Genomic DNA, 13,572 nt, shown 5'->3' with positions numbered 1-13,572 from the left:
TTTTGTCGGTGCACTGAACGATACCCGGCTTCGGCACGCCTGATTACCGGTTCTTGCCATGCACTTCGCCAACTCCTACTCTCACCTGAATAGTCAGTGCTCTGATTAATTGGACACGAGGAGAGGGGGCCGCACGGATGGACAAGGTGGTGGCCACGGCCGCCGACGCGGTGGCCGACGCCGGGGACGGCGCGTCGTTCGCGGTCGGCGGCTTCGGCCTGAGCGGGGTGCCGGGCGAGCTGATACGGGCGCTGCACACGGCGGGCGTCACGGAGCTGCACGTGGTGTCCAACAACTGCGGAGCGATGGACTCCGGACTCGCCGTGCTGCTCTCCGCGGGCCGGATCGCCCGCGTGACCGGCTCCTACATCGGCGCCAACAAGGAGTTCGCCCGTCAGTACCTGGGCGGCGAGCTGGAGGTCGAGATGATCCCCCAGGGCACCCTCGCCGAGCGGCTGCGGGCGGGCGGCGCGGGCATCCCCGCCTTCTACACCCCGGCCGGCGTGGGCACCCAGGTGGCCGACGGCGGACTGCCCTGGCGCTACGACGGCGCGGGCGGGGTCCAGGTGGCGTCGCCACCCAAGGAGGTGCGCGCGTTCGACGGCACGGAGTACGTCCTGGAGCACGGCATCCGCACCGACTTCGCCCTCGTACGGGCGGCCAGGGGCGACCGGCACGGCAACCTCGTCTTCGCCAAGTCCGCGCGGAACTTCAACCCCCTGGCCGCGATGGCGGGCCGCGTGACGATCGCCGAGGTGGAGGAGCTCGTGGAGCCGGGCGCGCTCGACCCCGACGAGGTGCACCTGCCCGGGATCTTCGTGCAGCGGGTCCTCGCGCTCACCCCCGAGCAGGCGGCCGACAAGGGCATCGAGAAGCGGACGGTGAGCAACTGATGGCCTGGACCCGTGAGGAGATGGCCGCGCGGGCCGCCGCGGAGCTGCGCGACGGCCAGTACGTGAACCTCGGCATCGGCCTTCCCACCCTGATCCCCAACCACCTGCCGCCGGGCGTCGAGGTGGTCCTGGAGTCCGAGAACGGCATCCTCGGCGTGGGCCCCTACCCCGCCGAGGACGAGGTCGACCCGGACCTCATCAACGCGGGCAAGGAGACCGTGACCGTCCTGCCCGGCGCCGCCTACTTCGACTCGGCGCTCTCCTTCGGGATGATCCGCGGCGGCCACATCGACGTCGCGGTCCTGGGCGCGATGCAGGTCTCCGCCCGGGGCGACCTCGCCAACTGGGCGGTCCCCGGCAAGATGATCACGGGGATCGGCGGGGCGATGGACCTCGTGCACGGCGCCCGCACCGTCATCGCCGTCATGACGCACACCACCAAGGACGGCGCGCCGAAGATCCTGGACGAGTGTGCGCTGCCGCTCACCGGCAAGGCGTGTGTCGACCGGATCATCACCGACCTCGGCGTACTCGACGTCACCGAACACGGCCTGGCGCTCGTCGAGTTGGCGCCGGGCGTCCCGGTCGAGGAGATCGCTGCGAAGACCGCGGCGAAGGTCCACGTCCCCGAGGGAATCGCCCTCCCCGCAGCACGGAGCCGCACACGATGACGACGACCACACAGTCCCAGCACCCGCCCCTGCCCCGGCCCCGGCCTCTGCCCGACGGCCTCGACCAGCGCGCGATCGACGCCGAGGCCGACAGGGCCCAGTCGGCGGCGACCCCCGGGAACCACCCGCCGCGCGACTACCCGCCCTACCGCAGCAGCCACTTCCGCCACCCCGAGCAGCCCCTGATACCGGTCCGCGACCCCGAGGCGGTGGAGCTGAGCGGCCCGGCCTTCGGCGTCACCGACGTGACGGCCCTGGACCGCGACCTGACCCGGCAGCACCAGGGCGAACCGCTCGGCGAGCGGATCACCGTGAGCGGCCGGGTCCTGGACCGCGAAGGGCGGCCCGTACGCGGCCAGTTGGTCGAGCTGTGGCAGGCCAACGCCTCCGGCCGGTACGCCCATCAGCTGGACCAGCACCCGGCTCCCCTCGACCCGAACTTCACGGGCTTCGGCCGCTGTCTGACCGACGACTCGGGGGCGTACTCCTTCACGACGATCAAGCCGGGCGCCTACCCGTGGCGCAATCACGTCAACGCCTGGCGCCCCGCCCACCTCCACTTCTCCCTCTTCGGCACCGCGTTCACACAGCGCCTTGTCACGCAGATGTACTTCCCCGGGGACCCGCTCTTCCCTTACGACCCCGTACTGCGGTCGGTGACGGACGAGTCCGCGCGGCAGCGGCTCGTCTGCGCCTACGACCACGACCTGTCCGTGCCGGAATGGTCGCTCGGCCACCGCTGGGACATCGTCCTCGACGGCCCGTCCGCGACCCTCTTCGAGGAAGGCGAGCAGCACTGATGCGGCACTCCCCCGCCCCCACCCCCTCGCAGACCGTCGGGCCCTTCTACGGCTACGCGCTGCCCTTCCCGCGCGGCGGCGAGGTCGCACCCGACGGACACGCCGACACGATCACCCTGCACGGGTACGTGTTCGACGGAGCCGGACAGCCCGTTCCCGACGCCCTGATCGAGACCTGGCAGCCCGCCCCCGACGGCTCGCGCACGGGCGCGCCCGGGTCGCTGCGGCACGATCCCGTCACCGGGCGGGTGATCGGCAGGGACGGTGTCGCGTTCACCGGGTTCGGCAGGGTGCCGACCGACGCGGACGGCCACTGGACCGTGCGGACACTGCCGCCAGGCGGCGTCTCCTACATATCGATCGCCGTCTTCGCGCGCGGGCTGCTCCATCACCTGTACACGCGCGCGTACTTGGTGGACAAGCCCGGTGACGCGCTGCTCGGCTCGCTCGACGCCGAGCGGCGTTCGACGCTGATCGCGCGGAGCGAGACGGCACGCACCTACCGCTTCGACATCCGCCTCCAAGGGGCGGACGAGACCGTGTTCCTGGAGTTCGGGTGAGCGGGCTCCTCGTGGGCGGGCTCCTCTCCCCCGCCGCCGCGGGCTCGGCCGCCGAGGCGGCGACCTCCGACGCGGCCTTCCTCCAGGCGCTCCTGGACGCCGAGGCCGCGCTGGCCCGCGCCCAGGCGGCGGTGGGCGTCGCGCCGCAGGAGGCCGCCGCGGCCATCACGGACGCGGCCCGCGACGCGGCCCGCTTCGACCTCCGCGACATCGCGCTACGCGCGCGGGACGGCGGCAATCCGGTGATCCCGCTGGTCGCGGACCTGACGGCGGCGGTGCCCGCATCGGCGGCGCCCTACGTCCACCGGGGCGCGACCAGCCAGGACATCATGGACACGGCGACCATGCTGGTCTCCGCGCGGACCCTGGACCTGATCCTCACGGACCTGACCCGCACGGCCGACGCGACGGCCCGCCTCGCCTCGGCGCACCGCGACACCCCGATGCCGGGCCGGACCCTGACCCAGCACGCGGTCCCGACGACCTTCGGCCTGAAGGCGGCGGGCTGGCGCTCCCTGACGCTCGACGCGCGGGACCGGGTGCGGGCGGTACGGGATTCGCTGCCCGTGCAACTGGGCGGCGCGGCGGGGACCTTGGCCGCGATCGGCGTCTACGGAGAGGGCGGTGGGGAGGGAGACGGGGACGGCGACCCCGCACTGCGGGTGCTCGCCGCGTACGCCGAGCAGCTCGCGCTCCGCGAACCCGCCCTGCCCTGGCACACCCTCCGCACGCCCGTCGCCGATCTCGCGACCGCGCTCGCCTTCGCCGCCGGTGCGCTGGGCAAGGCCGGGGCCGATGTGCTCACGCTGTCCCGTACCGAGATCGCCGAGGTGTCCGAGGGGTCGGGCGGCGGGTCGTCCGCCATGCCCCACAAGGCCAATCCCGTCCGTGCCACGCTCGTCGTCGCGGCCGCGCGGCGCGCGCCGGGGCTCGCGGGGACGCTGCTCGGGTCGCTGGTCGCGGAGGACGAGCGGCCCGCGGGGGCCTGGCACGCCGAGTGGGAGCCGCTGCGGGAGCTGCTGCGCCTGGTCGGCGGCGCGGCGCACGCCGCGGCGGAGCTCGCGGAGGGGCTGCGCGCGCACCCGGACGCGATGCGCGAACACCTGGGCCTGACCGGTGGGCTGATCGTCTCCGAGCGGCTCGCGGCCGAGCTGGCGCCGCTGCTCGGCAGGGCCCGCGCGAAGGCGGTGCTGACCGAGGCGGCACGGCGTACCCGTACCGAGGGCCGCACGCTCGCGGAGGTCCTCGCCGACGAACCCGCGCTCAAGGACCTGGACCTGGCCGGGCTCACCGACCCCGCCCACTACACCGGCTCCGCCGGAGCCCTCACCGACCGTGCCCTGGAGCGACGTTGAGCAGCGCACCCCACCGCAGGATCCCGCACCACACCGTCGAGGGGCCGGGCACCGCGCCCCCGCTGATCCTCGGCCCCTCCCTCGGCACCTCCACCGCCCTGTGGGACGCCGTGGCGCCCGAACTCGCCACCACCCACCGGGTGGTGCGCTGGGACCTGCCAGGACACGGCGGCTCACCGGCGGATCTGATCGGTCCCGGCGCGAGGGTCGCCGAGCTCGCGGAGCTCGTCCTCGCGCTCGCCGACGCGCTGGGCATCGACCGCTTCGCGTACGCGGGAGTCTCGCTCGGCGGCGCCGTGGGACTGCGTCTCGCGGCCCACGACCCGGAGCGCGTGGCGAGTCTCGCCGTGATCTGCTCCTCGGCGCACTTCGGCGGCGAACGGCCCTGGCGGGAGCGGGCCGAACAGGTGCGCCGCGAGGGCCTGGCCACGCTGGCGGAGTCCGCGCCCGAACGGTGGTTCACCCACGGGTTCACGGTGCCCGGCCTCGTCGCCGACCACCGCGCGGCCGACCCTGCGGGCTACGCCGCGTGCTGCGACGCCCTCGCCGCCTTCGACATCCGGGATCGGCTCCCCTCGATCACCGCGCCCACGCTGGTGCTCGCCGGGCGCGAGGACCCCGCGACGCCGCCCGCCCACGCGCGGGAGATCGCCGACGGGGTGCCCGGCGCCTCGCTCATCGAGGTCGCGGGCGCGTCCCACCTGGCACCGGCGGAGCGGCCCGACGCCGTGACCGCCGCGCTGCGCGCGCACTTCAGGGGGCCCGCCGCGCGGGGAACGGCCGTGCGGCGCGAGGTGCTCGGTGACGCCCACGTGGACCGCGCGCAGGCGAACACCACGCCCCTGACGGCCCGTTTCCAGGACTTCATCTCGCGCTACGCGTGGGGCGAGATCTGGACCGACCCGACGCTCACGCGCCGCGAGCGCAGCATGGTCACCCTGACCGCGCTCGTCGCGCACGGACACCTGGACGAGCTGGCCCTGCACGTCCGTGCGGCCCGCCGCAACGGGCTCACGCCCGAGGAGATCGGCGCGGTGCTGTTGCAGACGGGCGTGTACTGCGGGGTGCCCGCGGCCAACGCGGCGTTCGCGGTGGCGCGGCGGGTCTTCGACGAGGACGATCCCAAGGGAGGTCAGACCGCGTAGTACCCGAGGAACATGTCGACACCGGTGACGATCAGACGCTCCGTCAGGTCGTCGCTGATCTCCGTCCCGTACGCGCCGAAGACCAGGTGCGGGAAGACCAGCAGCGAGTAGAGCTGGATGACCGCGGCCTCGGTGTCGGGGATGGCCAGGCGCCCCTGCTCGGCGAGTTCGCGCAACGCCCCCGCGACCGCCGGGTGGTGGCTCTCGGGGCCGTGGTGCTCCCACGCCTTGCCGAGCGAGGGGAAGCGGTGGATCTCGCGGGCCACGAGCTGTCGCAGGGCGCTCATGTCCTGATCGGTGCGGACGGCGTCGACCCAGGCGCGGGCGGCGGACAGGAACGCCTCGCGCAGGTCGTCCGCCCGTGTGAGGCCGTCGAGCGCCGCCACCGATGACGAGGCTCCGAGGGGTTCGTCGAGCGCGCCCGCGATCACGGCGGTGAACAGCGCTTCCTTGCTGCCGAAGTGGTTGTAGACGGTCACCTTGGAGACGCCCGCCTCGGCGGCGATGGCGTCCATCCCCACGCCGAAGCCGTCGCGCAGGAAGAGCGTCCGCGCGGCCGTGACGATGGCTTCCCGCTTGCGCTCGGCGCGGGCACCGGTGGGCAGCGTCCTGGTGGTCGGCTCGGTGCCGTCCGACTTCGTGCTCATGGCCCGTACCTTAACAGCGACCTGAACTGAACAGTTGAGTTCACATGAACTGCACCGTACAGTTCATAATCGTGAGGCAGGCCGGACAACCGGCCTGCCCGGCTAAGCCCACGCCTTGGGGGAACCCGCCATGACACACCCACGCCCGCACGCACACCCACAGCCGCCCCACAACGCCCCCCACACGGCGCGTGGCAACCGCACATGGCCCCTCCTCGCCCTGCTCTGCCTCGCCCAGTTCATGCTCGTGCTCGATGTGACCGTCGTGAACGTGGCGCTGCCGAGCATGGCCGCCGACCTGGGCCTCGGCCGCACGGCGCTGACCTGGGTGGTGACGTCGTACGCGCTCTGCTTCGGCGGTCTGATGCTGCTCGGCGGTCGCCTCGCCGATGTGTTCGGGGCGCGTCGCACGCTGCTCGCGGGGCTCGCGCTGTTCACGGCCGCCTCGCTGTTCACCGGTCTCGCGCCGAACGCCGCCGCGCTCATCGCGGGCCGCGTCGCGCAGGGCGTGGGCGCCGCGCTCCTGTCGCCCGCCGCCCTCGCGATCCTCACCACGACGTTCGAGGGGCCCGCGCGGCACCGGGCGCTCGGCGTCTGGGCGGCGATCGGCGGCGCGGGCTCCGCGATCGGCGTGCTGCTGGGGGGACTGCTGACCGATGGTCCGGGCTGGGAGTGGATCTTCTACGTCAACGTCCCTGTCGGCGTCGCCCTGTTGGTGGCCCTGCCCCTGCTCGTCGCCGCCAGGACGCCGCGCCCCGCACGCCTGGACGTCCCCGGCGCGCTGCTCGCCACCGCGGGCACGGGCGCGCTCATCTACGGCCTGGTGGAGGCGGGTGACAGCGGCTGGTCCGACGTACGGACGCTGCTGCCGGTCGTGGCCGCGGTCCTCGCGTACGGGGTGTTCGCCGCGGTCGAGCGGGCCCACCGCAGCCCGCTGATCGACCTGCGGATCCTGCGCCGCAGGCCCGTCGTGGCGGGCGCGTACCTGATGCTGGTGGCGACCGCGCTGCTGATCTCGCTGTTCTTCCTGGGGTCGGTGTATCTCCAGGAGGTACGCGGGTTCGGCGCGCTGCGCACCGGGGTGCTGTTCCTGCCGGTGGCCGTCGCCACGGGGCTCGGCGCGCACCTGGGCGGGCACTTCGTGGGCCGTGCGGGCGCCCGCCCGACCGGGACCGCCGGGCTCGCGCTCGCCGCGCTCGGCACGGGGACGCTCATCGGGATCGGCTCGGAGGGCAACGCGTGGGCGACCGTCGCGCCGGGCCTCTCCGTCGCCGCGCTCGGCCTCGGCGCGGTCTTCGTCGCGGCCACCACGACCGCGCTCGGATTCATCGCCCCCGAGGAGGCGGGAATCGCCTCCGGCCTGGTCAACACCTTCCACGAGGTGGGTGGTTCGGTGGGGGTCGCGGTGGTCTCCACGGTCGCCGCGACCGGAATCGCGAACGGTTCGAGCGCCGCTTTCGGCGACGCCTTCACGGTGTGCGCGACGGCCGCCGCGGTGAGCGCGGCGGCGGTACTCGTGATCGTGCCGAGGGGGACGGCCCGCATCACGGGCGGGCCGCACGCGCACTGACGGAGCGCGGGTCCAGGGCCTGCTGGTGGTGGGGCCGGTAGGCCCTCACCAGGTGTGGGCCAGGCGATCGGGCGAACGCTGCGCGCGGCGGGCAGGGACCGTGCGCGGCGATCGGTGACCTCGCGGGCGCCCGCGCACACCTCGCCGAGTGCGGCGCCAGCCCCGGCGAAGGCCGGGCGAGGACACTCGGACAAGGGCGGCACACAGCCCGCATCGCGAGCGGGCCGCACGCGCGTCGAGGGGACACGGGCGCGGCGGACCCGCTGGTACTGGAGGCCGGGCAAAGCCCGCACCGGGCGCGGAGGCCGGGCGATCGTCCCCCTCGCGGAGACCGACGGAACACGCCCCGACAAGGGTGGGACACAGCCCTCACCACAGACGGGCCACACCCGCACTGACGGCACCGGAGCCGTGCCCCCCCCCGGCGGCGAGCGGTAGGCAGGTCCATCGGCGACGGGAACCGGACCGGCGCGTCCCGGCGACGAGCGTCACCTGGACGCCCACCGGCAGCGCGACCCGCGCGGACACGTACCCAGCCCTTCGCGGGCTCAGCGCGCCCCGTACACCGGCTGCGGCGCCTGCGCCTCGGCGAGTAGTTTCAGGGTCGCCTCGCCCGCGTCGGCGGGGGTCCACCGGGATCCCTTGTCGGTGGTCGGGCCGGGGCGCCAGCCCTCCATGACGGTGATGCGGCCCGCCTCCGCCTCGAAGACGCGGCCCGTGACCCCGGCGGACGCGGCGGAGCCCAGCCAGACGACGAGCGGGGAGACGTTCTCGGGGGCCATCGCGTCGAAGCCGCCGTCCTCGGGGGCGGCCATCGTGTCGGCGAAGGTCTGCTCGGTCATCCGGGTGCGCGCGGCGGGCGCGATCGCGTTCACCCGCACTCCGTAGGAGGCCAGTTCGGCGGAGGCGACCAGGGTGAGGCCCAGGATGCCCGCCTTGGCGGCGCTGTAGTTCCCCTGTCCGACGCTGCCCAACAGGCCGGCCCCGGAGCTGGTGTTGACCACGCACGCGTGCACGGCGCGCCCCGCCTTCGCCTCGGCCCGCCAGTACGCGCCCGCGTGCTTCAACGGCAGGAAATGGCCCTTGAGATGAACCCGCATCACCGCGTCCCAGGCGTCCTCGTCGAGGTTGAGCAGCATCCGGTCCCGCAGGAAGCCCGCGTTGTTGACGAGGGTGTCCAGGCGGCCAAAGGTGTCGAGGGCGGTGCGCACGAGGGACGCGGCGCCCTCGCACGTCGCGATGTCCCCGCCGTGCGCGACGGCTTCGCCGCCCGCCGCGCGGATCTCCTCGACGACGTCGTGCGCGGGCCCGGCCGAGCCCCCGGAGCCGTCGGGCCCCACGCCGAGGTCGTTGACGACCACTTTGGCGCCCTCGGCGGCGTACGCGCGCGCGTGGGCCCGGCCCAGGCCGCGGCCCGCGCCGGTGACGATGACGACGCGGCCCTCGCAGAGCCCGGACTTGTCGACTGACGGCATGGCAGAACTCCTCGGATGCGTTCAGTGGTTGACGGACGCCTCGGCCAGGAAGGCGGGCCGTTCGCCGCCGCCGTGCAGCCGGAGTGCGGCGCCGCTGATGTACCGGGCCCGGTCGGAGGCGAGGAAGACGCAGGCGTCGCCGACGTCGGAGGGGTCGGCGAGGCGGCCGAGCGGGACGGTGCGCGCGACGCGTTCGACGCCGTCCTCGTCGCCGTAGTGCAGATGCGCGCTCTCGGTGCGGGCGAGGCCGAGCACGACCGTGTTCACGCGCACGGCGGGGGCCCATTCGACGGCCATGGTCCCCGCCAGGTTCTCCAGGCCCGCCTTCGCCGCGCCATAGGCACCGCTGCCCGGCGACGGCCTGGTCCCGCTGACGCTGCCGATCATCGTGATGCTGCCGCCCGACTCCTGGGAGCGCATCACCTCGTACGCGGCGAGCGAGGCGTAGAGCGGGGCGAGGAGGTTCAGTTCGACGATCTTGGCCTGGCGGGCCGGGGCGGACTCGGCGAGCAGACCGAAGGGCGTGCCGCCCGCGTTGTTCACGAGCGCGTCCACGCGGCCGTGGTCGGCGGCGACTTCGGCGAAGAAGCCGTGGGCCGCCGAGGCGTCGCGCAGATCGAGCGGCCTGAACTCGGCGCTCTCGCCCGCCACTTCGACGGGCTCGTCCGGGGGCCTGCGGGCGCAGACGACGACCCGGGCACCCTCGGCGAGGAAACTCCGGGCGATTCCGGCACCGACGCCCCGGGTGCCGCCGGTCACGACGACCACCTGTCGTGTGTCAGTCATCGCTGCTACCTTTCCAACTAACAAATGTTTGGTTGAAGGCGTGTGATTGAAAGGTAGCGGATCCTCTGATGCCTGTCTCCACCTCCGTCCCCGACAAGGGCGTGGCCGTCGTCACCGTCGACTACCCACCCGTCAACGCCCTTCCCGTGCAGGGCTGGTACGACCTGGCGGACGCCCTGCGCGCCGCCGGGCGCGACCCCGGGACGCGCTGCGTCGTGCTGACCGCCGAGGGCCGCGGCTTCAACGCGGGCGTGGACATCAAGGAGATGCAGCGCGACACCGGACACGCGGCGCTGATCGGCGCCAACCGCGGGTGCTACGCGGCCTTTTCGGCGGTGTACGAGTGCGAGGTGCCGGTCGTCGCGGCCGTGGCCGGGTTCTGCCTGGGCGGCGGGATCGGCCTCGTGGGCAACGCGGACGCGATCGTGGCGAGCGAGGACGCCACGTTCGGCCTGCCCGAGCTGGACCGGGGCGCGCTCGGCGCCGCCACCCACCTGGCCCGCCTGGTGCCGCAGCACCTGATGCGCGCCCTGTACTACACCTCGCGCACCGCGACGGCCGCCGAGCTGCACGCGCACGGCTCCGTGTGGCGGGTCGTCCCCCGCGCCGAACTGCACGAGGCAGCCCTGGAGTTGGCGCGGGAGATCGCCCGCAAGGACGGCACGCTGCTGCGGTTCGCTAAGGCCGCGATCAACGGCATCGACCCCGTGGACGTGCACCGCAGCTACCGCTTCGAGCAGGGCTTCACCTTCGAGGCGAACCTCAGCGGTCTGGCCGACCGCATCCGCGACGACTTCGGCACACAAGGGGAGGGCAGGGCATGACCGGCGCGATCGACAAGAGGATGACGTCCGACGAGATCGTGGGGCGGCTGCGCAGCGGAATGACGCTCGGCATCGGCGGCTGGGGCTCACGGCGCAAACCGATGGCACTGGTGCGCGCGCTGCTGCGGTCGGACGTCACCGATCTGACCCTCGTCTCCTACGGCGGACCCGACGTCGGCCTGCTCGCCGAAGCGGGCCGGATCCGCAAGCTGATCACCGCCTTCACCACGCTCGACTCGATCCCCCTCGAACCGCACTTCCGCGCGGCACGCGAGCGCGGCGCCTTCGAACTGGTCGAGCTGGACGAGGCGATGTTCATGCAGGGCCTCACCGCGGGCGCCCAGCGGCTGCCGTTCCTGCCGATCCGCGCGGGCCTCGGCTCGGACGTCCTGCGGGTCAACCCCCAGCTGCGCACGGTCACTTCGCCGTACGAGGACGGGGAGGAGCTCGTCGCCGTGCCCGCGCTGCGGATGGACGCGGCCCTGGTCCACATGAACCGTGCGGACCGCTCGGGCAACGGCCAGTACCTGGGCCCCGACCCGTACTTCGACGACCTCTTCTGCGAGGCCGCCGACACGGCGTACGTCTCGTGCGAGCGCGTCGTGGAGTCCGCGGCCCTCACCGAGCACGCCGCGCCGCAGACGATGCTGATCTCCCGGCACTCCGTGACGGGCGTCGCCGAGACGCCCAAGGGGGCGCACTTCACCTCCTGCGTGCCTGACTACGGCCGCGACGAGCCCTTCCAGAAGGCGTACGCCACCGCGGCGGCCGACCCGGACGCCTGGGACGCCTTCCGCGCCCGGTTCCTCGCCGGTGACGAGCGCGATTACCACCTGGCCGTCCAGACCTGGCACAAGGAGCAGCGATGACGTCGACGACCGAACGGACCGCCACCCGCGCCGAGTACTGCGTGATCGCCTGCGCCGAGGCCTGGCGCGACGCGGGCGAGATCCTCGCGTCCCCCATGGGCACGGTCCCCGCGGTCGCGGCCCGCCTCGCCAAGCTGACCTTCTCCCCCGACCTGCTGCTCACCGACGGCGAGGCGCTGCTGATCGGCGACGTGCCCGCCGTGGGCGCCGCGTCGACGGTCACGGAGGGCTGGCTGCCCTACCGCAGGCACCTCACGATGGTGATGGGAGGCAGGCGGCACGTGATGATGGGCGCGAGCCAGATCGACCGCTTCGGCAACCAGAACATCTCCTGCATCGGCGACTGGGAGCGGCCCAAGCGGCAGTTGCTCGGGGTGCGCGGCGCGCCGGTCAACACGCTCAACAACCCGGTGAGTTACTGGATCCCGCGCCATTCGCCGCGGGTGTTCGTGGCGAAGGTCGACATGATCAGCGGCGTCGGCCACGACAGCGCGGCCGCCGCGGGCCCCTCGGCGACCCGCTTCCACGATCTGCGCCGCGTCGTCTCCGACCTCGGCGTCTTCGACTTCGCGACACCCGACCACGCGATGCGGCTGGTCTCCCTGCACCCGGGCGTCACCGTCGACCAGGTGCGCGAGGCCACCGGCTTCGAGCTGTCCCTGCCGGACGACGTCCCCGTCACCCGGGAGCCCACCGGCGAGGAACTGCGCCTGATCCGCGACGTGGTGGACCCGAGCGGCCTGCGCGACCGCGAGGTGCGCGCATGACGCGGGAGCCCTCCACTCCGCCACGACCAGCCTCCCTGGACACCGCACTGACCAGGCTCGTCGGCGTCCGGCATCCGATCGTGCAGACGGGGATGGGCTGGGTGGCGGGCCCGCGCCTGGTCTCCGCGACGGCCGACGCAGGAGCCCTCGGCATCCTGGCATCGGCGACCATGACGGTCGAGCAGCTCCGCTCGGCCGTCCGCGAGGTCAAGTCCCGTACGGACGCGCCCTTCGGCGTCAACCTCCGGGCCGACGCGGGCGACGCGCGCGACCGGGTCGGCATCATCATCGACGAAGGAGTGCGGGTCGCCTCCTTCGCGCTCGCCCCCTCCAAGGAGCTGATCGCCGAGCTCAAGGACGCGGGCGTGATCGTCATACCGTCGATCGGCGCGCGGCGCCACGCCGAGAAGGTCGCGGCGTGGGGCGCCGACGCGGTCGTCGTCCAGGGCGGCGAGGGCGGCGGGCACACCGGCGAGGTCGCCACGACGGTGCTGCTCCCCCAGGTCGTCGACGCCGTGGACATCCCGGTGATCGCCGCGGGCGGCTTCTACGACGGCCGGGGCCTGGTCGCCGCGCTCGCCTACGGAGCGGCGGGCGTCGCCATGGGCACCCGCTTCCTGCTCACCTCGGACTCGACGGTCCCCGACGCGGTCAAGGCCCGCTACCTCGCGGCATCCGTCAAGGACGTCACGGTCACCACGCGCGTGGACGGCCTGCCGCACCGCATGCTCCGCACGGACCTGGTGGCAGCCCTGGAGAAGTCCGGCCGCCTCGCCTCCCTCACCCGCGCGATACGCCACGCGGCGGCGTTCCGTAAGGTCTCCGGCCTCAGCTGGCCCCGCATGGCCCGCGAGGGCCTGGCGATGAAGCACGGCAAGGACCTGACCTGGAGCCAGGTCCTCCTGGCGGCGAACACCCCCATGATGCTCAAGTCGGCGATGGTGGACGGCCGCCCCGACGCGGGCGTCATGGCCTCCGGCCAGGTAGCGGGCCTGATCGAGGACCTCCCGACGTGCGCGGAGCTGGTGGAGAGGATCATGACGGAGGCAGCGGAGACGGTGACGCAGCTAGGTTCGAGATCCAGCCCGTCAGACGATCGACGACCCGAGGGACCAAAATTCAGCCCGTCAGACGATCAACGACCCGAGGGACCAAAATTCAGCCCGTCCGGCGTTTGAGGACCGGGGTCCGGGGCAGAGCCCCGAGGCAG

Annotated in this window: 14 protein-coding genes; 11 read left to right on the top strand and 3 right to left on the bottom strand. The window is 73.4% G+C overall.

Annotated features, from left to right (window positions below):
• The first annotated feature begins 137 nt into the window (after window positions 1–137).
• From KY5_RS35675 to pcaD, 6 genes are read left to right on the top strand one after another with little or no spacing between them, the layout of a single operon-like run.
• Window positions 138–893 (top strand): CoA transferase subunit A, encoded by a 756-nt coding sequence (locus tag KY5_RS35675; RefSeq protein WP_098246079.1) that lies wholly within the window; start codon window positions 138–140, stop codon window positions 891–893.
• Window positions 893–1,564 (top strand): 3-oxoacid CoA-transferase subunit B, encoded by a 672-nt coding sequence (locus KY5_RS35670; RefSeq protein ID WP_098246078.1) that lies wholly within the window; start codon window positions 893–895, stop codon window positions 1,562–1,564. The genes KY5_RS35675 and KY5_RS35670 overlap by 1 nt, the downstream gene beginning before the upstream one ends.
• Window positions 1,561–2,364 carry a protocatechuate 3,4-dioxygenase subunit beta gene (pcaH, locus tag KY5_RS35665; RefSeq protein WP_098246077.1) on the top strand — a complete coding sequence of 268 codons (804 nt, stop codon included), beginning with the start codon at window positions 1,561–1,563 and terminating at the stop codon, window positions 2,362–2,364. Before KY5_RS35670 ends, pcaH begins: the two co-directional genes overlap by 4 nt.
• On the top strand, window positions 2,364–2,924 hold the full coding sequence (gene pcaG / locus KY5_RS35660) for a protocatechuate 3,4-dioxygenase subunit alpha (RefSeq protein ID WP_098246076.1): 561 nt from the start codon (window positions 2,364–2,366) through the stop codon (window positions 2,922–2,924). Before pcaH ends, pcaG begins: the two co-directional genes overlap by 1 nt.
• Window positions 2,921–4,279 (top strand): 3-carboxy-cis,cis-muconate cycloisomerase, encoded by a 1,359-nt coding sequence (pcaB, locus tag KY5_RS35655; RefSeq protein WP_098246075.1) that lies wholly within the window; start codon window positions 2,921–2,923, stop codon window positions 4,277–4,279. The genes pcaG and pcaB overlap by 4 nt, the downstream gene beginning before the upstream one ends.
• Window positions 4,276–5,424, top strand: a complete 1,149-nt coding sequence (pcaD, locus tag KY5_RS35650; RefSeq protein WP_199843379.1) for a 3-oxoadipate enol-lactonase — start codon at window positions 4,276–4,278, stop codon at window positions 5,422–5,424. The genes pcaB and pcaD overlap by 4 nt, the downstream gene beginning before the upstream one ends.
• On the opposite strand, the gene KY5_RS35645 is transcribed toward pcaD, so the two are convergent.
• Window positions 5,412–6,071 (bottom strand): TetR/AcrR family transcriptional regulator, encoded by a 660-nt coding sequence (locus tag KY5_RS35645; protein WP_098246074.1) that lies wholly within the window; start codon window positions 6,069–6,071, stop codon window positions 5,412–5,414. The two genes, pcaD and KY5_RS35645, sit on opposite strands and share 13 nt — an antisense overlap.
• A gap of 130 nt (window positions 6,072–6,201) precedes the next feature.
• Between KY5_RS35645 and KY5_RS35640 the strand changes: the two genes are divergently transcribed.
• On the top strand, window positions 6,202–7,641 hold the full coding sequence (locus KY5_RS35640; RefSeq protein ID WP_098246073.1) for a DHA2 family efflux MFS transporter permease subunit: 1,440 nt from the start codon (window positions 6,202–6,204) through the stop codon (window positions 7,639–7,641).
• A gap of 548 nt (window positions 7,642–8,189) precedes the next feature.
• Here the strand turns inward: KY5_RS35640 and KY5_RS35635 are convergent.
• Window positions 8,190–9,116: an SDR family oxidoreductase gene (locus tag KY5_RS35635; RefSeq protein WP_098246072.1), complete on the bottom strand. Its 927-nt coding sequence runs from the start codon at window positions 9,114–9,116 to the stop codon at window positions 8,190–8,192.
• A 21-nt stretch (window positions 9,117–9,137) separates the two neighbouring features.
• Window positions 9,138–9,902 (bottom strand): SDR family oxidoreductase, encoded by a 765-nt coding sequence (locus KY5_RS35630; RefSeq protein ID WP_098246071.1) that lies wholly within the window; start codon window positions 9,900–9,902, stop codon window positions 9,138–9,140.
• Between the two features lie 68 nt (window positions 9,903–9,970).
• Between KY5_RS35630 and KY5_RS35625 the strand changes: the two genes are divergently transcribed.
• Genes KY5_RS35625 through KY5_RS35610 form a run of 4 tightly spaced genes read left to right on the top strand, consistent with a single transcriptional unit; the run spans window position 9,971 to window position 13,540 of the window.
• Window positions 9,971–10,726 carry an enoyl-CoA hydratase family protein gene (locus tag KY5_RS35625; protein WP_098246070.1) on the top strand — a complete coding sequence of 252 codons (756 nt, stop codon included), beginning with the start codon at window positions 9,971–9,973 and terminating at the stop codon, window positions 10,724–10,726.
• Entirely contained in the window at window positions 10,723–11,595 is an 873-nt protein-coding gene (locus tag KY5_RS35620) for a CoA transferase subunit A (RefSeq protein WP_098246069.1), read from the top strand. The genes KY5_RS35625 and KY5_RS35620 overlap by 4 nt, the downstream gene beginning before the upstream one ends.
• Window positions 11,592–12,362 carry a CoA-transferase subunit beta gene (locus tag KY5_RS35615; RefSeq protein ID WP_098246068.1) on the top strand — a complete coding sequence of 257 codons (771 nt, stop codon included), beginning with the start codon at window positions 11,592–11,594 and terminating at the stop codon, window positions 12,360–12,362. The genes KY5_RS35620 and KY5_RS35615 overlap by 4 nt, the downstream gene beginning before the upstream one ends.
• Window positions 12,363–12,397: 35 nt before the next feature.
• Window positions 12,398–13,540: a nitronate monooxygenase gene (locus tag KY5_RS35610; protein ID WP_234363264.1), complete on the top strand. Its 1,143-nt coding sequence runs from the start codon at window positions 12,398–12,400 to the stop codon at window positions 13,538–13,540.
• Window positions 13,541–13,572 lie beyond the last annotated feature (32 nt).

Source organism: Streptomyces formicae (genome assembly GCF_002556545.1).
Classification (GTDB): domain Bacteria; phylum Actinomycetota; class Actinomycetes; order Streptomycetales; family Streptomycetaceae; genus Streptomyces; species Streptomyces formicae_A.
The sequence above is the reverse complement of the archived record's forward strand: the minus strand, read 5'-3'. Positions and strand labels throughout refer to the sequence as shown.

What these genes read in the sequence shown, in the direction of transcription:
- KY5_RS35675 (WP_098246079.1), top strand. Translation starts at nt 138, where the DNA reads ATGGACAAGGTGGTGGCCACGGCCGCCGACGCGGTGGCCGACGCCGGG.
- KY5_RS35670 (WP_098246078.1), top strand. Translation starts at nt 893, where the DNA reads ATGGCCTGGACCCGTGAGGAGATGGCCGCGCGGGCCGCCGCGGAGCTG.
- pcaH (WP_098246077.1), top strand. Translation starts at nt 1,561, where the DNA reads ATGACGACGACCACACAGTCCCAGCACCCGCCCCTGCCCCGGCCCCGG.
- pcaG (WP_098246076.1), top strand. Translation starts at nt 2,364, where the DNA reads ATGCGGCACTCCCCCGCCCCCACCCCCTCGCAGACCGTCGGGCCCTTC.
- KY5_RS35645 (WP_098246074.1), bottom strand. Translation starts at nt 6,071, where the DNA reads ATGAGCACGAAGTCGGACGGCACCGAGCCGACCACCAGGACGCTGCCC.
- KY5_RS35640 (WP_098246073.1), top strand. Translation starts at nt 6,202, where the DNA reads ATGACACACCCACGCCCGCACGCACACCCACAGCCGCCCCACAACGCC.
- KY5_RS35635 (WP_098246072.1), bottom strand. Translation starts at nt 9,116, where the DNA reads ATGCCGTCAGTCGACAAGTCCGGGCTCTGCGAGGGCCGCGTCGTCATC.
- KY5_RS35630 (WP_098246071.1), bottom strand. Translation starts at nt 9,902, where the DNA reads ATGACTGACACACGACAGGTGGTCGTCGTGACCGGCGGCACCCGGGGC.
- KY5_RS35625 (WP_098246070.1), top strand. Translation starts at nt 9,971, where the DNA reads ATGCCTGTCTCCACCTCCGTCCCCGACAAGGGCGTGGCCGTCGTCACC.
- KY5_RS35620 (WP_098246069.1), top strand. Translation starts at nt 10,723, where the DNA reads ATGACCGGCGCGATCGACAAGAGGATGACGTCCGACGAGATCGTGGGG.
- KY5_RS35615 (WP_098246068.1), top strand. Translation starts at nt 11,592, where the DNA reads ATGACGTCGACGACCGAACGGACCGCCACCCGCGCCGAGTACTGCGTG.